The 17785-nt window shown below is 43.0% G+C and carries 17 protein-coding genes; 2 read left to right on the top strand and 15 right to left on the bottom strand.

Annotated features, from left to right (window positions below; genetic code table 11):
- Positions 1-328 precede the first annotated feature (328 nt).
- From ASU00_RS12340 to ASU00_RS12290, 11 genes are all read right to left on the bottom strand, one after another.
- Positions 329-1546 carry an ester cyclase gene (locus tag ASU00_RS12340; protein ID WP_236712720.1) on the bottom strand — a complete coding sequence of 406 codons (1218 nt, stop codon included), beginning with the start codon at positions 1544-1546 and terminating at the stop codon, positions 329-331.
- A gap of 151 nt (positions 1547-1697) precedes the next feature.
- Positions 1698-2891, bottom strand: a complete 1194-nt coding sequence (locus ASU00_RS12335) for an ester cyclase (RefSeq protein ID WP_082630286.1) — start codon at positions 2889-2891, stop codon at positions 1698-1700.
- A 21-nt stretch (positions 2892-2912) separates the two neighbouring features.
- Entirely contained in the window at positions 2913-3689 is a 777-nt protein-coding gene (locus ASU00_RS12330) for an HpcH/HpaI aldolase family protein (protein ID WP_057913769.1), read from the bottom strand.
- Positions 3686-4393, bottom strand: coding sequence for an alpha/beta fold hydrolase (locus ASU00_RS12325; RefSeq protein ID WP_057913768.1), 708 nt, complete (start codon positions 4391-4393; stop codon positions 3686-3688). Before ASU00_RS12325 ends, ASU00_RS12330 begins: the two co-directional genes overlap by 4 nt.
- A gap of 2 nt (positions 4394-4395) precedes the next feature.
- Complete coding sequence (locus ASU00_RS12320) at positions 4396-5019, bottom strand: cupin domain-containing protein (RefSeq protein WP_057913767.1); 624 nt, start codon at positions 5017-5019, stop codon at positions 4396-4398.
- 49 nt (positions 5020-5068) lie between these two features.
- A complete protein-coding gene (locus ASU00_RS12315) occupies positions 5069-6502 on the bottom strand; it encodes an aldehyde dehydrogenase family protein (RefSeq protein ID WP_057913868.1) in 1434 nt (477 codons plus the stop codon).
- A gap of 4 nt (positions 6503-6506) precedes the next feature.
- The gene (locus ASU00_RS12310; protein WP_057913766.1) at positions 6507-7688 is read right to left on the bottom strand and encodes an iron-containing alcohol dehydrogenase; all 1182 of its coding nucleotides are present in this window, start codon (positions 7686-7688) and stop codon (positions 6507-6509) included.
- A gap of 34 nt (positions 7689-7722) precedes the next feature.
- Positions 7723-8559: an SDR family NAD(P)-dependent oxidoreductase gene (locus ASU00_RS12305; protein ID WP_330219535.1), complete on the bottom strand. Its 837-nt coding sequence runs from the start codon at positions 8557-8559 to the stop codon at positions 7723-7725.
- Between the two features lie 118 nt (positions 8560-8677).
- On the bottom strand, positions 8678-9715 hold the full coding sequence (locus tag ASU00_RS12300; RefSeq protein WP_057913765.1) for a LacI family DNA-binding transcriptional regulator: 1038 nt from the start codon (positions 9713-9715) through the stop codon (positions 8678-8680).
- A 209-nt stretch (positions 9716-9924) separates the two neighbouring features.
- On the bottom strand, positions 9925-10566 hold the full coding sequence (ycaC, locus tag ASU00_RS12295) for an isochorismate family cysteine hydrolase YcaC (RefSeq protein WP_057913764.1): 642 nt from the start codon (positions 10564-10566) through the stop codon (positions 9925-9927).
- A gap of 60 nt (positions 10567-10626) precedes the next feature.
- The gene (locus tag ASU00_RS12290; protein ID WP_057913763.1) at positions 10627-11175 is read right to left on the bottom strand and encodes an NADPH-dependent FMN reductase; all 549 of its coding nucleotides are present in this window, start codon (positions 11173-11175) and stop codon (positions 10627-10629) included.
- 198 nt (positions 11176-11373) lie between these two features.
- On the opposite strand from ASU00_RS12290, the gene ASU00_RS12285 reads away from it, so the two are divergent.
- Positions 11374-12465, top strand: coding sequence for a low temperature requirement protein A (locus ASU00_RS12285; RefSeq protein WP_057913762.1), 1092 nt, complete (start codon positions 11374-11376; stop codon positions 12463-12465).
- A 212-nt stretch (positions 12466-12677) separates the two neighbouring features.
- Positions 12678-12887, top strand: a complete 210-nt coding sequence (locus ASU00_RS12280) for a hypothetical protein (RefSeq protein ID WP_152983749.1) — start codon at positions 12678-12680, stop codon at positions 12885-12887.
- Positions 12888-12961: 74 nt separating this feature from the next.
- Here the strand turns inward: ASU00_RS12280 and ASU00_RS24535 are convergent, their stop codons facing one another.
- The 4 genes from ASU00_RS24535 to ASU00_RS12265 form a co-directional block, all read right to left on the bottom strand.
- Complete coding sequence (locus tag ASU00_RS24535) at positions 12962-13117, bottom strand: DUF1540 domain-containing protein (RefSeq protein ID WP_064505156.1); 156 nt, start codon at positions 13115-13117, stop codon at positions 12962-12964.
- A gap of 108 nt (positions 13118-13225) precedes the next feature.
- Positions 13226-15019 (bottom strand): carbon starvation protein CstA, encoded by a 1794-nt coding sequence (gene cstA, locus ASU00_RS12275; protein WP_057913760.1) that lies wholly within the window; start codon positions 15017-15019, stop codon positions 13226-13228.
- Between the two features lie 141 nt (positions 15020-15160).
- Positions 15161-15904, bottom strand: coding sequence for a LytR/AlgR family response regulator transcription factor (locus ASU00_RS12270; RefSeq protein WP_057913759.1), 744 nt, complete (start codon positions 15902-15904; stop codon positions 15161-15163).
- Positions 15876-17693, bottom strand: coding sequence for a sensor histidine kinase (locus ASU00_RS12265; RefSeq protein ID WP_236712716.1), 1818 nt, complete (start codon positions 17691-17693; stop codon positions 15876-15878). The genes ASU00_RS12270 and ASU00_RS12265 overlap by 29 nt, the downstream gene beginning before the upstream one ends.
- Between the last annotated feature and the right edge of the window lie 92 nt (positions 17694-17785).

Here is a 17785-nt window from a genome sequence, read left to right as displayed (position 1 = left end):
ATAGTAACCATCCTTTTTGTTAGATTTTAAAATCCGCAATTTGGGTTTAATATCCTTACTTAAGTCAGTACTTAATCAAACTTGAGATATCATTTGTTCAACCGGTTTTGTATCACCAAGGTAGAATTGATTTTGAATACGCATTCAAAATGATTGATAGTATAGAATATAAACAATTTTCTAACTAATGTAAATAAAAATATCCCAAAAATAGCCCCCCCCCTTTACTCTCCCTTTAAAAGGTAAAAGAAGGCTCCTTTTCAAAGTAATATATAATATGGCATTAGAAAGCTGATTCATGTATAAACAATCGGTGGACATGCATCAATTAAATAGTTTCATCCTCTGTGTCTAAAAAGGTTTGCCGCAATACATCTATCCCATCGAATACGATCCATTCTTCAACTATTTTTTCATTGCGAACTTTCAGATGAGTAATTCCAAGGATTTCAATTGGCTTTCCACTCGGCAAACCAAACGTGCCAATTCCCTCATGCATACCTTGCAATCTCCATCTTACTGCAACATCCCACTCTTTATTACGTTCACCTTGATTGCACGTAACTCTTTCCAGGATTACTTTTGCCGTTGGGAACGATGCAAATAAACTAACAAGCAATCCTTGGATTTTATTGTGCCCTACTATATCTTGATCACAAATGTAATGGACCACTGCATGATCTGCGTAGTAATCTTTTACATGATTAAATAATCGCTGTTCCCAAATTTTATTGTACATCTCTAAAACAAAATCTCCAATTTCGAAATATTCATGCTTTTTAGTGTATACTTCAGGCATAAATTGACCTTCCATCGCTTCAGGTCTCCCGAAACTAGACTGTTTTTGAGAAGTGCGAGCGAGTTTTTTAGCAATCTCGACCGGATTATATCCTAACTGTTTCACTATATGAAGATAATCCCTTACAAGCCATTCTTCTACGATTCTGTTAGAATGAACAACACAATCTGCAATCACTCTAAAAGATGCCCTTTTACCTGTCGCTGGTCCAAAACTTGTTGCTCCTAGATTTGTCCCCAATGACAAGCTACGGTGAGATGTATAAAATGCATCTTGATCATTTCCTGACCAAATGACTTGTTCGCCTACTACCTTTCGATCAGGAAAAGAATGTTGCATTTGAATGGAACTAGACAGCACATGATTGATTCCATAGTAATTAAGTGATCCTGCATGTAAAATCGATTCATTATGGTAGTGGGAATAGATCAAGCCGAAACCGTTTTCTTCCCAAATGCGGTGGGTGCATTTCACAATATAATCCACAATGTCTACATAGGTACTATCGAAACCCCTCATGCTTTGTTTTCGGATTGTGTTCTTCGAAAATTCATTATAATCTGCGTAGCCTAAACGATTTACCTCTGAATTATCTCCGTAAAAAACTTTGTCATGAAGAACTATATGATTATTTTGTGTGGTGTTAAAATCTAGTGATTCTTTCTTTTCCATCACTTTACTATCATCTACTTTTGTCAATTTTCCACACGTCCTTTTTTTCTTGATCGGCATGAACGTCCATACCATCAAACGTTATCCCGCCGTTCCCATACCTTATTGTACATTTCTAAAATAAAATCACCATGTTTTCTCAAATACATTTTCAGTCGTAATTGACGCCTAGTTCATTATGCTTTTTTGTGCATTACATAATATCTACAAACAAAAATCCAGAAGATTAAAGATCTTCCTGATGGGATTTTTCAATAGGTTCTTCTGTGTTCAAGTAAATCTGTTTAAGGACATCCAACCCATCAAAGGTGATCCACTCTTCAACTACTTTACCTTCCATTACTCGCAGCTGAGTGATTCCTAGAATTTCAACCGGTTTCCAACTAGGTTGTCCGAAGTAGCCTATTCCTTCATGTAATCCTTGGAGGCGCCATCTTACAGATACATCCCAAGCATCATTATCATCTAACGGGTTGCAAGTGACACGGTCCACCAAAAACTTGGCATTCGGGAAGGATGCCAACAGGCTGACGAGCATTCCTTGAATTTGATCGTAGCCGACAAGATCCTTATCACAAATGTAATGTACAACTGCGTGATCTGCATAATAATCACTCACTAGATTGAATAATCGCCATTCCCAAACCTTATTGTACATATCCAAAATAACTTCTCCAATATCGAATTGAGCGGATTTTGGTTCAAATAAGGCTGGCATCAATTGACCATTCATCGTCTCGCTTAAACCGTAGCTAAGTTGTAAGGAAGATGCGTTACTTTTAGAGTTTTGCGCCAGTTTTTTTGCAACCTCATGAGGATCGAAACCAAGCTGTTGAACAAGATAAAGATTATCCCTCACCAACCATTCTTCATAAATGCGGTTCGAGTGAACAACACAATCGACAGTAGTTCTAAAATTCACCTTTTTACCTGTAGCAGACCCGAAAGACGAGTCCCCTAAATTCGTTGCAGTGGAGTTAATTCGGTGGGAGGAATAAAAGCCATCTTTATCGTTTCCAGACCAGACAACATTTTCTCCTATTAATCTTCTATCTGGAAAGGCATGTAATGTTTGCAGGGTATTGGAGATAACCGCATTCATCCCTTGTACATTCAATGACCCACAATGCATGGTGACATTATTATGGTACGTTTTGTAAATAACGCCAATGCCTCGCTCTTCCCAAATTTGATGAGTGATTTTTATAATGTAATCCACTATGTCTAAGTACTGTGGATCAAAACCATCCATGCTTTGCTTGCGATTCAGGTTTTTACTAAACTCATTGAAGTCGTGAAATCCTAATCTATTAACCTCTTCACTATATCCATAATGGATTTTCCCATTATCAGAACGTAGTATCTTCCTTGGTACAGCTTTTTTCTCGTTCACATCGGCGGTCTCTGTGGATTTAGTCATCCCATTAACTCCTCTTCAACATCATTTAATAGGGTGCACTGGTTTGCTTGACGAGACAACATCATTTAATGCAGACGTAATCACATTATTCAATATGACCCCAACGTATTGGGCGCCTTTGTCAAATGCATCATTTGCAGCAGCGCTATTACCGGCAACCGTACCGATTGGAACACCTAGTTCTCTCCCTTGTGTGAACAGTTGATTTATGACCTTTTGCACGTCCGGATGACTCGCACCTTCTAGTTGATAGCCCATGTTCACCGAGAGGTCCGTCGATCCGATAAAGGCTAAGTCAATTCCAGGCACCGTGGCAATGGCTTCAAAGTTGCTGGCAGCAGTTTTTGTTTCAATATGCACAATTATCATAACATTTTCATTACTCTCATCTAAATAGGGTTTTCCACTTTCTTTTCCGTAACGTGCAGGTCTGGTCGAATACGATACCCCCCTATTTCCATATGGAGGGAATTTAGCCCGCTTAACGACTTCAAGTGCCTCTTCTTTCGTATTGACCATTGGTACTTGTACACCTTTTGCGCCCCGATCCAAAGCCTTTTGGATACTGGAAGGGTCATAGGAAACCCGGACGATCGGGTCAAGCCCGACAGAATCTGCCGTACGGATCATGTTTTCAAGCTCTGACGGACTGAATGCACCATGCTCGTCATCTATTAGGACAAAATCAAAGCCTGCATACCCAAGCATTTCGACTAAAGGAGGGGAATTTATCCCTAAAAATGCACCAAGAACCTGTTCCCCACGTTTTATTTTTTCCTTTGTTGCATTCTGCTTCATCTTTCCTCACCCTTCATTAACCAATCCCTCAATAGAGCGCTTACTTTTCCTGGCTGCTCTAACGCACTTAAATGACCTGAATGATTTACGATTTCCAATCTCGCGCCCGGGATCTTTTCTTTTAGAAATTCAGACATTTGAACAGGACAGACCATGTCTTCCTTGCCTACCAAAATCATCGTCGGGCAGTCAATAGTAGAAAGGATGGAACGTTGGTCAGAGCGCGTCATCACGGCCTTTAACTGATTGATATACCCAACTTTTCCGACTTTCTCCGCCATATCGATAATCTTTGATACTAATGCTTCATCATGTCTCCGGTCTTGATGGATTAACACCGGGAGAAGGTACTTGCGTGTAATATCGAGAAATTGGCCATTATTGGCCATTTCGATAAACCTCTCCCAACCTGAGATTTGTTCAGGTTGGGGAGGGTTTGGATTTGTATCAAGCAACGCTAGCTTCATGACCCGCTCCGGTGCAAGACGCATGATTTCAAGAGAAATGATGCCACCCAGGGATAAGCCTGCAAGGGCAAACCTTTCAGGTGCATCTTCCAATACTGACTTTGCCAATCCTTCTATCGTATCAGCCTTGGATACATCACAGACTTTCACTTCAGCAAGATCTGATAGATTCACCATTTCCCACAAGCGCTCATCACAAAGCGTACCAGGAAGCAAAATGAGCGGTACTTTAGCCATGCTTATTTTTCTCCCATTTTCAATTTATCGGCGATTTCCTTTTCAAGCTCTTCGAAGTTATCCGGTTTAATCATTTTTCCTAAATCATTGGCATGAAAGCCATACTTAGCTGCATCTTTAATCACTTTTGGAGCCCAGTAAGGGTCTTTTCCATCAAATACTTGATGTTGTTCAAGCACGGCGAAGATCCAGGCATCTTCTTCACTGATGTTTTCGAAGCCTCTCCATAAGCCTGGCGGTAATGAAATTAGATCCCATTGATTGATAATAGTTTCGCCTTCAATTTCATCCGGTCCTTTTCCCCAATAGAAACGCCATTTTCCTGAAAGCGGAAGAAAGGATTCGATGTAATCATGCGTATGGTATGCAGGTCCGTTTCCTTTCTGGGCCTTTACCATTCCGATTTGGAAACCATGCGGCTCGGTGATTTCTGGTGTGAAGTTATCATTTTCACTTGCTGTATCCCCAATTAATGTATAGTTTATCCGTTGGTGACCCGGAATTATGCTATCAATGAACATTAACGGTATGCCTTTTGATTTCATTTCATCAAACCGAACGATCCAATTATTTTCCATTTCCTCATTCGTTACCGCTTTTTTCACTTTAGGTTCTTGTACTGTCATTTTTAATTTCCCCTTCCACGTTCGTTATTTTTTATAAATTTCAATCTATTCAAAGCGTAAAGACGGCAAGCTTCAATTCCGTCATTTCCTCGACTGAATACTTAACCCCTTCTCTGCCTGTTCCGCTGTTTTTCACACCGCCGTATGGCATTTGATCCACCCTGAAGGATGGGATGTCATTGACGATGACCCCGCCGACTTCAAGCCGTTCAACGGCATCGAACGCTTTTGGCATGGATGTCGTATACACCCCTGCTTGGAGGCCGTATAAAGAATCATTCACAAGCTCGATTGCTTCATCCCATGTTTTATAGGCGTTCACTGAAACGATCGGGGCAAATGCTTCTTGACAGCATACTTCCTGTGTTGACCCTGCATTTTTGATAATGGTTGGATGAAGGACTGCATCTGTTCTTTGCCCGCCATAAACGATTTCCGTTCCAGCCATTCTAGCCAATTCAATCCATTTTTCCACACGTTCCGCTTCATTAATATGAATCAGTGCGGAAAGGTCTGTATCTTCGGATTCCGGATCGCCAATCTTGAGCTGCTTCGTCTTTTCCGTGAATTTTTGTAAAAATGCTTCATGTAAATCTTCTTGTACATATATTCGCTGGATCGAGATGCATACCTGACCTGAATAGGCAAAGGAACCTTCGACACAACGCGCTGCAACGGCATCCAAGTCATCAGCACTGTCAATGATGACAGCTGAATTTGAACCAAGCTCCAATGTCACTTTTTTCAAACCCGCTTTTTCTTTGATTCCCAAACCGACGTCGACACTTCCTGTAAACGTAACCATTTTAATTCTAGGATCAGTGACCAAAACATCGCCGACGACGCTTCCCTTACCTGTGACGACATTGAGCGCTCCTTTAGGCAAGCCTGCTTCTTCAAAGATTTCCGCGGCCATGATTGCGCTTAACGGCGTTTGTGAAGCTGGCTTTAATATGACTGCGTTACCTGCAGCAAACGCAGGGCCAAGCTTATGTGCTGCTAAATTAAACGGAAAGTTGAAGGGTGTGATCGCAGCAATGACACCAAGCGGTTCACGCTTCGTATAAGCAAAACGGCCTTTCCCGTTTTTAGCGGCATCCATCGGAATCGTTTCACCATGGATCCGTTTTGCTTCTTCTGCCGCAAACTTATACGTTTCGATCGTTCGTACTATTTCCCCTCTCGCCGCTTTCAATGGCTTGGCATTTTCTTTAGCGAGTATTAATGCACATTCCTCAAGTCTTTCCTGAAATAGTGCGACTGCGCGTTCCAAAATGGTTGAACGCTCAAGCGCCGTCAGCTTTCTCATTTCCTTCGCGCCACGTTCGGCACATTCAATCGCGTTTAAAACGGTTTCCTTTTCTGCCAAAGGAACTTGTGCGATCACCTTACCCGAGAAAGGAGACCGAAGATCGTAATGATTGTTTCCTTCCAGCCACTCGCCCCCGATGAATAATTTCTTTTTATCTGAATCGGTACCAATCAACTTAGTTTCCCTCCCTTCCTTTAAAGGCGCTTTGATAGATTCCAAGGATCTTTTGTTCATTTAGCTTATAAGGAGTATTCGAGAGCAGGCGATCGATTTTGGCCGCTTGTTCCGCCAGCATCGGTAATGAGCCTTCATCAATCCCCAGTTCAGATAACGATGTTGGTAAATCCAGATCCTCCAGAAGCTGATACATGTAAGCAACAACTGCCTTTAATGCTTGATGCGGTCGTGATTTGTAATCGCCCAGCTGTAAAAAGGACGCTACTTCAATCATTTCTTCCGTACAGGTTTTTCCGATCACTTCGAAAACAAATGGCATTAAAAGGGCATTTGCGACTCCATGCTCAATATGGAATGTTCCGCCTAATGGATATGCGAGTGCATGAACCGCTCCCACTCCTGCATTTGCAAGCGCCACACCGGCGAGCGAGCTTACCCAGCTCATCCCAATCCGTGCCTCCAAGTCATTTCCATTGTGGACAGCTCTAGTAATGTTCGAAGTGAATAGCTTCATCGCCTTTTCTGAGTAGACCTTCGTGAGCGGTGTCGACTTGATGGCGATATATGATTCAATCGCATGTGTAAATGCGTCCACCCCTGATGCCGCGGTCACTCGAGGCGGGCAGGAAATGGTCAGCTCCGGGTCGATGATCGCTGCATCCGGAAGGAACGCTGGACTTACGAGCCCTCTTTTAACCTGCTGCTCTTCATCACCGAAAATGGCATTCAACGTCACTTCCGAACCTGTTCCGGAGGTTGTCGGTAAAAGGATGCATTTCACCGCCCGGGATTCAATCGTTTTCGCACCACTTAAATACGAGCTGATATCATCTTTCCCGCATAAAGCAGCTGTTGCTTTGGCGACATCCAGCGCACTTCCCCCGCCAATTCCAATGATCAAGTCGCATTTCTCGGCTTGAAGCGTTTCTACAGCATCTCGCAATAGCTGAAACGTTGGCTCACCGGCAATATTCGTATAAGTGACGGTTGGCACGGAAAGTGGTTCAATAAGCTCGACCACCCTTTGAACGACGCCCACCTTTTCAAGTCCTTTGTCACTAACGATCGCAACCTTCTTGGCACCAATCGTTTCAATTTCTTTCGCTAACGTCGCAAATGCCCCAACACCAAAGCGGAAAACTGTCGGCATCCGAAAATCGTGGTTTATATGTGCAAACATTCTTCATCCTCCTTTGAATACGTATTCAAAAATCTCACCAGACCGTCCAACCGCCATCAACCACCAATGTTTGGCCTGTCATCATATCTGAACTGCTCGAAGCCAGATAGAGCACGCCGCCGAATAGGTCCTCCGTTTTAGCAAGCCTGCCGAGAGGAATCCTGCCCAATACTTCACGTTTAAAGGTTTCATCCTCAAACATCTGCTTCGTCATCGGTGTCTCTATGAAGGTTGGGGCTATGGCATTGACATTGATTTGATGCGGCGCCCACTCTATTGCCAGCGCTTTCGTCATCTGTGTTATTCCTCCTTTGCTGGAGGAATACGCTGCCCGCTTGTAATAGCCGACGAATGCCATTTGTGAAGACATATTGATGATCTTGCCTTTTTTTTGGTCGATCATATACTTCCCTGCTGCTTGGCTCGTAAAAAATACACTTTTTAAATTAATGTCCAGTACCTTATCCCAATCTTGTGGTGTCAGCTCTTCAGCCGGCTTTGCCACGTTGATGCCTGCATTATTAATTAAGATATCTATCCTGCCGAAATGCTTGTATATCCGTTCCATTACATGCGCCGTGTCTTCCACCTTCGTTAAATCAAAAGAGACAGGTAAAACTTTCACACCGACTCGTTCAATTTCATGGGCAGCTTCTTCAAGCTGCTCTTCATTACGGGCTATGATAGCGATATCGCTACCTGCTCGCGCAAGCATTATCGCCAAGTCTTTTCCGATTCCTTTACTTGCGCCAGTAATGATCGCCACTTTACCGTTTAAATTAAATAATTGATTAAGCTCCAATCTATCACCCAGCTTTACCTCATCGAGGAGATTTTTGCGAATCCCGCATTTTTTTGAATACGTATTCAAAAAATGGAACGCATAATCGATTACAAATTAAAATATATACAACTTTCTGACTTTTGTAAATAGTAAAAATACAAATTCTTTAATCAAGAATACTAGAGACCACCCCCAAAACCGGTCATTACACTCGATCTTGTTTTGCGGCTGGTCCTGTTGTCTGACGAATCATTAATTCAGGCTCTAGGAAAATTTGGATTGATGAAGCTGCTTCTTCTTTATGTTCAATCATATAAATCAGTTTTTCCAGTGCTGTCAATGACATTTGATCCATTTTTTGCGATATGGTCGTTAACCCTATGAACTCATTGGAAGCGAGCTTTATATTATCAAAGCCGATAACCGATAAATCATCCGGGATTTTCATGTCGAGGCTGGAAGCTGCGCCTAAAACGGCGAGGGCCATTTGATCGGAAGCTGCGATGATTGCCGTCGGCCTGTCCTTATTCTTCAAAAGCTTTTTCGTGAATGAATAAATTTCATCATAGGAAAATTCACTATTGAAAATTAAATCCTCATCGATTTCATATCCATTCTCCGTCAGCTCCTGCTTATAGCCCAAGGTTCGCTCATAAGTGGCTAAGTATTTCGAAGGTCCAGATATTTTTGCGATTTTTTCATGTCCCAATCCCAACAGGTGCCGGACGGCTAGCCTCGCTCCTTTATTATTGTCCATGACAATAAAGTTGACATCTTCAATTTCCAGGAAGCTATTATATAATAAGACCGGAAATCCATTATCATGTAATTTTTTAATTTTTTCAGTATAATTTTTACTAACACTTGTGAGGATGATACCGTCAACTCGTTTACCGATCAATAAATTGATGGCTTGCTCCAGGTTTTCATCTTTATGCCCCGTATTATAAACGATGACATCATATTTCAATTGCTGGGCTCTTTCGATGATGACCTCAGCCGTCTCGGCAAAGAACGGGTTGGAAATGCTCCCTAATATTAACCCTATCGACTTCGTTCTTTTTTCAACAAGGCTTCGGGCAATTTCATCCCTTGTGAATCCCAGTTCTTCAATGACAGCAAGAACCTTTTCACGGGTATGCTTCTTAATATACGGATAATCATTTAAAACCCTCGAAACCGTTGACTGTGAAACACCAGCAATTCTCGCCACATCTTCCGTCGTCAATCTTTTCATACTCATTAAACCCTTTCTACTCCTAAGAATTGTTTTTCTAGTAAACTAAATAAACCTCATAGACACCCATAACATATAATATATCATAATATTACAAATTTTTCTTGCATCCTGCAGCCATCGTGGTGTAAAACGTACAACTTGATAAAAAAATGGTTGGAAGTCAAAAAAGGTTTCGGCGAGAAAACATTCCGAAACCTTTTCTTCGTATGGAGTTAGATCTGCTTGCTGAGGTCGCGCTGAGCTCCCCGGTAGCTGCCAATGATGTTTTGATAGCCCGGAAGCTGGCTGGAAAGTAACGCCCCAAAGCCTTCGACATCGTTGCGCCAATCACGTTGCAATTCGCAGGCGACACTAAACCAGTTCATCAGCTGCACACCCCCATGGGCCATGCGCGATAATGCCGCATCAGCTACCTGTTTGCTGAATGTTCCAGAGGCATCCGTGACAGCAAACACTTCATAACCAGCGTTTATGGCGGATAGTGCAGGGAAAGCAACGCAGACATCCGTAACCACGCCCGCGATAATAAGTTGTTTTTTTCCAGTTTTCTCGATCGCTTTAACAAAATCTTGATTATCCCATGCGTTAATTTGTCCTGGTCTTGCTATTTTGGGTGCGTGAGGAAATAGTTCCTCCAATTCCTGCATGAGCGGTCCGTTTGGTCCGTTTTCAAAGCTTGTTGTTAAAATAACGGGTAAATCAAAAAACTTGGCGGTGTTAGCAAGTGCCAGAACATTGTTCTTGAATTCATCAACACCATAATCACGCACCAGGCCGGATATAAGGCCTGTTTGATGGTCAACAAGCAGAACGGCCGCATCATCCTTGGAAAGACGAGAATAGAGATCAGACATTTTACATTCCTCCTTTTATTGAAGGGCATCAGGAAATTCTTCCCCACCCCCTCTATTAATCTAAACTTTTGTGTGGTCGATCCAATCTATGAATTGTTGCAAATAACGCTCAAGTTGATGTTTTGTATGTTCGTCAGTAAGCACAAACTGATCAGAATCGATCTTTTTATGTACTTGCGAAATCAGCACTTTTTGAAATGGGAGCACACGGACCTCCATGGCTTCCAGTACTTGCCTGATTTGCAGTTGTGCCAGAGCAGTTCCTAATCCTCCTGGCGTTGCGCCGATTAGGCCGACTGGCTTTCTGTTAAGAACAGACCGAGGTCTTGAGGCCCAGTCCAATGCATTTTTTAAAACGCCTGGAATTCCTGAATCGTACTCAGGACTTACGATAATGACACCATCGACGTCGTGAATGGCAGACCTAAAAGATGTCACGGCTTCTTGAACGCCACTTGATTCTAAGTCCTCGTTAAATAAAGGGAGATCATTAATGTCAATCCAACGAAATTGGTACGCATCAACCATTTCGGCCAATGATTGAGCAATGATACGATTATAAGAATTTCTCCGTAAACTCCCACAAATAAGCCCGATGGTATTTGTCATTCGATTCCTCCTTTTTTGAAATCTTAGACTATAATACCATAATGTACCAATTTATAGACAGTGACGTTATCCCTAATTACAGGCTAAGGCTGGCTTCCTATGAAGCTCAACTCTTGAATTAATGCTCCAAAGCTCTTTCAATTTATGCATGTTTCCAACATACTAGAATACGTAAGGAGATTGGGAGGAGTGCAGGAAATGGATGAAAAGAAGGTTACTTGGTTAGAGCTCTTTTATGATTTATTATTTGTTGCCGCCGTTGCGGGCGCCACTCATGTTTTACTGCATATTGAAGATGGATATATCCATCCTGAGTATTTACTGAAGTTCGTCTTGATTTTTATTCCTATCTGGTGGGCTTGGGTAGGTCAAACGATATTCATCAACCGATTCGGGAATGACTTATTTCATCAACGGCTTTTTTTGATCGTGCAAATGTTTTTTGTCCTCATTATGATATCAAGCTTATCCGTTGATTTTGATGCTTATTATCTTTCTTTTTTAATTGGGTATATCGGCTTAAGAGTTGTGACCGCTATCCAATATCTTGTTGTACAGCGTACGGAAGAGGGATTTCGAAAAAAAGCGGCACTCTATTTAGGAAAGTATTTTTGGATAGGAATCGTCATTTCATTATTCTCCGTCCTTTTTGATTCGTGGCTGCGATATGCTGTGCTGTATTTGGGCATCCTGATCGATATCATCGTCCCGATCGTTGGAAGAAAATGTTTGGTTAAGGTTCCTACGAATACACCCCACTTGTTAGAGCGATTTGGTCTATTTTCCATCATTCTCTTTGGCGAGGCCCTTATTAGCACGATCGCGGTCATTCAACCTAAACAAGGCAATTGGGATTCAATCGCCTATGCAATCCTTTCATTTACACTGATCATATCGATGTGGTGGCAATATTTTGATAACCTCGAGAAGAAAATCGACAAATCTGTACAAACGTCCGGCCAAATCATCATTTACGGTCACCTATTTATTCTAATGTCCTTAAGCATGATTGCAGCAGCCATCAGATTATTGTTTTTACATGAGGTCGATTATTTGTTTAACGTGTATTTCGCTTTCGGTTCCGTCCTGCTCTATTTCCTATCCACCACTTTTGTATTTCACCAATACAGACGTAAGCAACACCAATTGCAAATGTATCATTTAGCGATATTTATAGGGATATTAGCAGTCTTTTTTATTTTTAACTTACTTTTCTTCGTACCCAATATAGTCATAATCGGTGAATTAACTCTGTTTTTCATTGTCTACGCCAAGCTGACGACCACATGAATATAGACAAACTTATTATAGAAGCTGAATCTTTTGGGAGTTTCATGCTTTTTTTCACGAGTTAGGAGAGTTACTCGCGAATTTGGGTTTTAAACAGAATTTCGTGAGTTTCTCACGCCATTTTGAGCCGTTATTTGCAAACTTCTTGCGTTTCTTATGAATTTGGGGAAGTTTGGGGCTTTCTTTAACGAGTTTGGAGCGTTATCCGTGAATTGGGGGAGTTTACTCGCGAGTTTGGCCACTTTATTCGTGAGTTTGTTGCTTTTATTCTTGAGTTTGATGCTTTTATTCGTGAATTGGGTGCTTTTATTCGTGAGTTTGGCCACTTTATTCGTGAATTTAGATTTCCTTCAAAAAGACCCGAATTTCGGCCAATCCCACGACCTCATGAAGAAAAAAATAAGGAATTTCAATTTTCTTGAATGAAAATGATTTTTATTATCAATACTAAAATAGAAGAAAGGTAACCAGATGATGGTTACCTCCCCTCAATGATTTAAACGCCTGGATCAAATGTTTTGCAATCCGTTTCTTTACTATTGGATGCATGATTCCCTTTATGACTCACTACATAAATAGCTTCAGCATTACATTTGTTTCCAGAATGCCAGTGTACACAATTATTTACCTCACATAAAACATCTTTTGCCATCGTATTACACCTCCTCATTTGTTATCATTAACAAATTTGGGGGTATTGATACTTTCCTTTTTAAGGTTGCGCTTGACCTGAGGACTATATCCTCAACTTTGCGATTTCTTATGCTGATCTTCGCAATAGTTCGGCTTGCGGGATTTTCCAGAGCTCGCGCCACTTTTTCAGGGCCGAGATGAGGATGACCAAGCCGAGGCATAGCATGGTGATTGATAATATTCCGTTCAGGATGCTGAATCCTGCCGAGTCCGGGTTCAGGTATACGTTTTTGACCATCCAGTATCCTGCTACATTAACCGTTACATAAAGGTATGCAAGTGGTACGAGGCATGTCCAGATATACCAGCGTTTTTCAGCGATTTTCAATACGACGGTCGCGCCGATGATGAGACCGATTGACGCCATGAGCTGGTTGGATACGCCAAAGAGTGCCCAGATCGAACTGATGTCACCGGAGTAGAGCAGATAGCCCCAGATGAAGCAGGCTAGTGCACTGGCGAAGATGTTACCGGGCAGCCAGTCGACTTTCTTTAAAGGTTTATAAAATTCGCCGAAGAAGTCTTGGATCAAGTAACGGGCCACACGTGTTCCTGAGTCGATTGCGGTTAAAATGAACACCGCCTCGAACATGATGACGAACTGGAAGAAAAACGAAGCCAGTTTGTCAAAGAAGGGAATTTCCGTGAAAATATAGGTCATCCCGACAGCAAGGGTTACGGCCCCGCCTGTCCGTCCTTCAAGGTTAATACCGATTTCTTCACTTAGTTCATTAAGGTGTACCGTTTCCATGCCTAATGTTTGAAAGACTTCAGGTGTTGAGTTAATCGCAAAATAATCACCTGGCTGCAGTGAAACTGCCGCAATCAGTGCCATGATGGCAACGACACACTCGACAAGCATCGCTCCGAAGCCGACGGATTTGATATCACTCCAGCGGTTTAACATTTTTGGCGTTGTGCCGGAGCCAACGAATGCATGGAATCCTGAAATGGCTCCACAGGCAATCGTTATCGAAATGAATGGCCACACAGGACCGGCGACAATCGGGCCTCCGCCATTGACGAATTCGGTGAACGCGGGGAATTGAATTTCTGGATTCACCACGAACACGCCGATTATCAAAGCGGCAAACACACCGATTTTCATGAAGGTGCTTAAGTAATCACGTGGTGCAAGCAGCAGCCACACGGGCAATGCCGCTGCGAAGAAGGCGTAAATTGGCAGAATGATGGCAAGTGTACTTGCTTCCAGTGTCAATAGTTCACCAAGGGCCGTTCCTTGAATGTTTGGTCCAAGTAAAATCCCAGCCATGATGAGTGCGAAGCCGACAATGGTCGCACCTTTTAAGTTGCCGGTTTTTTTATGATACAGACCGACTCCCATGGCGATGGGAATCGTGATCCCGACAGCAAACGTCCCCCATGGATTATTCTCCAAGGCATGCAGAACTACCATCGAAAGTCCTGCCATCGTGATGGTAATGATAAAAAGCATTGCAAGTCCTGTACAGAAGCCTGCGACTGGGCCAAGTTCTTCCTTGGCAACTTCCGATAGCGATTTGCCGTCCTTCCGCATCGATGCAAAAAGCACGACGGCATCATGGACGGCTCCGCCGATGACAGCTCCGATCAATAGCCATAGCAAACTTGGCAAATAACCGAATTGTGCAGCAAGGATCGGACCAACGAGTGGACCCGCCGCTGCAATCGCAGCAAAGTGGTGGCCGAATGCCACCCATTTATTTGTTGGTACATAATCTTTTCCATCTTCCAATGTATGGGCCGGTGTTGGCTTGGAATCATCTAGTTTTAATACTTTCAGTGCTATGAATGTCCCGTATAAACGGTAGGCAATCATTAATATGCAGATTGAGCCTATGACAATTGTAACCGCATTCATATATGAACCCCCTCTATTTCTTACATCGTAAACTGATGATATCATGATGAAAGCGGATTCAAAGGGTTTTCAGGCTACAATGCAGATTATGGGGGCTGGACTGCATCATAAGGAAGCTAAAATGCAGAATTATGAAAAATATTAAAAACCGATAAGCTGCTTTAGCTCCTTTACATATGTGCGGCTTACGGGTATGTTCGACCCGTCACTCATAATGAGGTTATACGTCGAATTGAACCAAGGCTGTATTTCCGATATATGGATCATGTTGACGATAAATCCGCGATGCACCCGTAAAAAGGAGCGGTGATCGAGCTTCCTTTCAAATACGATGAGCGGCTCGCCAATTTTATATTCAGATTCTTCCGTTTTAATGATCGTCTTTCCTTCTATGAGCCCGATGAATAAAATCGAATTGCGGTCAATCAACACGATCCGGTCATCGATTTCGACGGCAAGTTTCCCTGTCTGCTCCACCGCGGTCCGAAGCGGAGGTTTCATCCCGGGTTCGCCTTCGCCTGCTTTACGCACTTTGACGAGCTTGTCCAAGGTTTGTCGAATCCTCTTTTCATCAAAAGGCTTCAACAAGTAATCGAATGCATATAATTCGAAGGCCTGGAGGGCAAATTCATCATAAGCGGTCGCAAAAATGAGCGAAGGTGCGGGGTCAAGCTCTGCCAATCGCTTTGCCAAGTGCAAACCATTTCCATCCGCAAGCTCAATGTCCAAAAAGACAAGTTCCGGTTTAAGGCGGGAGATATCCCTCATGGCATCATCTATCCCCTCGGCCTCTCCCACGACTTCAACTTGCCTGCTTCTCTTCAATAGATACTTCAATTCATCTCTTGCGAGTGGTTCATCCTCTACGATAAATGCTTTCAACATCTTTGACATATGCTCCTTTTTCATTGAGTGGTATTGATATTTTCACTTGTGTCCCGTGCCCCATTTCACTTTCTATCGCGAGACTTGCCTGACCTTTATAGATTCCTTCCAGCCGTTCACTGATATTATAAAGGGCCGTTCCTGTACCTTTACTAGAATTTACAGCACGCTTTCCTAATTCAACTAATTTCTCGCCTGCCATTCCTTTTCCGTTATCTTCCACAACAATGTGCATCATATCGTCCTTAACAAATGCTTGAATGATGATTTCCCCTTTGTTTTTCACATGTGGAAACGCATGGTGTATCGCATTTTCAACAAGCGGCTGCAGCGTGAACGGAGGAATTGGAATCTCCTTAAGTTTTGGCTCAATACGAAAGTCGATATGATATTTATCCGGAAATCGGGCCTGCTCCAGCGATAAGTAAGCATGAACATGCTCCAATTCCTTTTCAAGCGGCACCAATATTTGCCTAGCGCCTTGTAAGTTGCTGCGAAAGAAAGCACTCAGCTCCAATAATAAGCCTCTTGCCTTTTCGACATCGGTGCGGCATAAAACGGAAATCGTATTAATTGCATTGAACAGAAAATGAGGATGGACTTGAGCCTGTAAAGCCTTGATTTCGGCATCCTTCAATAATTCCGTCTGCATTTCCGCTTTGGCAAGCTCCAGCTGGGTGGAGAAAAGCTTCGCCAGGCCTTCAGCCAACTCCTGCTCCACTTGGCTTAACTTATCAGGATGCTTAAAGTACATCTTCAACGTCCCGACCGTTTTCTGTTGGACCTGCAAAGGCAGGACTACAGCTGCTTGCAATGGGCATTGCTCATGAAAACAATTAATGTCTGTTTTTGTTTTGGCCACAATGATCTTCCCTTGTTCAAGGGCTTTTTTCGTTATGCCCGTCGCGATTCCTTCTTTTGGAAAATGGTGATCGGACGCTGCCCCAACATGCGCAAGTACGCTATGTTCATTGGTAATGGCCACGGCATCGGCTTCAGTCAGCCCAAGTATGATTTGGGCAATTTTCTTACAGGAGATCTGATTCAACCCTTGGCGGAAATAAGGCAATGTCTGATCGGCGATCAGGAATGCCAAATTCGTCTGAACGGCCCGCGTCCGTGCTTCATCCCTCGTGATCGATTGAATGATGAGCATGAATAATAACGTGCCAAAGCCGTTGATGAAAATCATCGGGAGGCCGATTACTTGAACGAGCTCCCACGCCCGTTCAAATGGCTTGGCCGTTGCCAGGATGATGACCATTTGGAGCGCTTCCAGAGCCATGCAAATCGGGAGGGCAAACCACGGCGTGACCATCATATGCTTTTGCCGATTTTTCCCCAAAAACCCCGATAAGACTCCAGCCAAAATCGCCGCAATCGCACATGCCCCTGCTGTAAAACCGCCGAGAGTATAGCGGTGAAGTCCTGCAATCAAACCGACTCCCAAGCCAACGAATGGCCCACCAAGCAAGCCGCCGATGGCCACGCCCATGATCCTTGTATTGGCAATCGCGTTATCGGGAGCGATTTCGGTATGCCAATCACCCAACGGTATATCATGATTTCCGATTTCGATCCCGGTATAGTTACTAATGATGCCGAATATTCCAAAGAGGACGATGATCATGATCTTCTTTGACATTCGATGTTCATGGCCGATCATCTGCCGAAACGGCTTCATATAAGAAAGCAGGAACGCAGCAATGACGATGATCCCCACTTTTTCAAACAGCGATGGTAATAAATGAACCAACACACTCGCCCCACTTCTGGCTTTTTCATTCATCTTACAACAGCTAGGAAAACTTTGTCGAATTTCGTCAAAATGGGTGCGAATCAAATGCCAGTATACACTTTCCATATATTCATCATTTCGGA

Origin of the sequence: Peribacillus muralis (assembly GCF_001439925.1) — a bacterium.
Classification (GTDB): Bacteria; Bacillota; Bacilli; order Bacillales; family DSM-1321; genus Peribacillus; species Peribacillus muralis.
Note: the sequence above shows the minus strand (reverse complement) of the source record. Positions and strands in the feature narration are given on the sequence as shown.

What these genes read in the sequence shown, in the direction of transcription:
- ASU00_RS12320 (WP_057913767.1), bottom strand. Translation starts at nt 5,019, where the DNA reads ATGACAGTACAAGAACCTAAAGTGAAAAAAGCGGTAACGAATGAGGAA.
- ycaC (WP_057913764.1), bottom strand. Translation starts at nt 10,566, where the DNA reads ATGTCTGATCTCTATTCTCGTCTTTCCAAGGATGATGCGGCCGTTCTG.
- ASU00_RS12290 (WP_057913763.1), bottom strand. Translation starts at nt 11,175, where the DNA reads ATGACAAATACCATCGGGCTTATTTGTGGGAGTTTACGGAGAAATTCT.
- ASU00_RS24535 (WP_064505156.1), bottom strand. Translation starts at nt 13,117, where the DNA reads ATGGCAAAAGATGTTTTATGTGAGGTAAATAATTGTGTACACTGGCAT.
- ASU00_RS12265 (WP_236712716.1), bottom strand. Translation starts at nt 17,693, where the DNA reads ATGAATGAAAAAGCCAGAAGTGGGGCGAGTGTGTTGGTTCATTTATTA.
- cstA (WP_057913760.1), bottom strand. Translation starts at nt 15,019, where the DNA reads ATGAATGCGGTTACAATTGTCATAGGCTCAATCTGCATATTAATGATT.
- ASU00_RS12270 (WP_057913759.1), bottom strand. Translation starts at nt 15,904, where the DNA reads ATGTTGAAAGCATTTATCGTAGAGGATGAACCACTCGCAAGAGATGAA.
- ASU00_RS12310 (WP_057913766.1), bottom strand. Translation starts at nt 7,688, where the DNA reads ATGTTTGCACATATAAACCACGATTTTCGGATGCCGACAGTTTTCCGC.
- ASU00_RS12335 (WP_082630286.1), bottom strand. Translation starts at nt 2,891, where the DNA reads ATGACTAAATCCACAGAGACCGCCGATGTGAACGAGAAAAAAGCTGTA.
- ASU00_RS12330 (WP_057913769.1), bottom strand. Translation starts at nt 3,689, where the DNA reads ATGAAGCAGAATGCAACAAAGGAAAAAATAAAACGTGGGGAACAGGTT.
- ASU00_RS12325 (WP_057913768.1), bottom strand. Translation starts at nt 4,393, where the DNA reads ATGGCTAAAGTACCGCTCATTTTGCTTCCTGGTACGCTTTGTGATGAG.
- ASU00_RS12340 (WP_236712720.1), bottom strand. Translation starts at nt 1,546, where the DNA reads ATGGTATGGACGTTCATGCCGATCAAGAAAAAAAGGACGTGTGGAAAA.
- ASU00_RS12300 (WP_057913765.1), bottom strand. Translation starts at nt 9,715, where the DNA reads ATGAGTATGAAAAGATTGACGACGGAAGATGTGGCGAGAATTGCTGGT.
- ASU00_RS12285 (WP_057913762.1), top strand. Translation starts at nt 11,374, where the DNA reads ATGGATGAAAAGAAGGTTACTTGGTTAGAGCTCTTTTATGATTTATTA.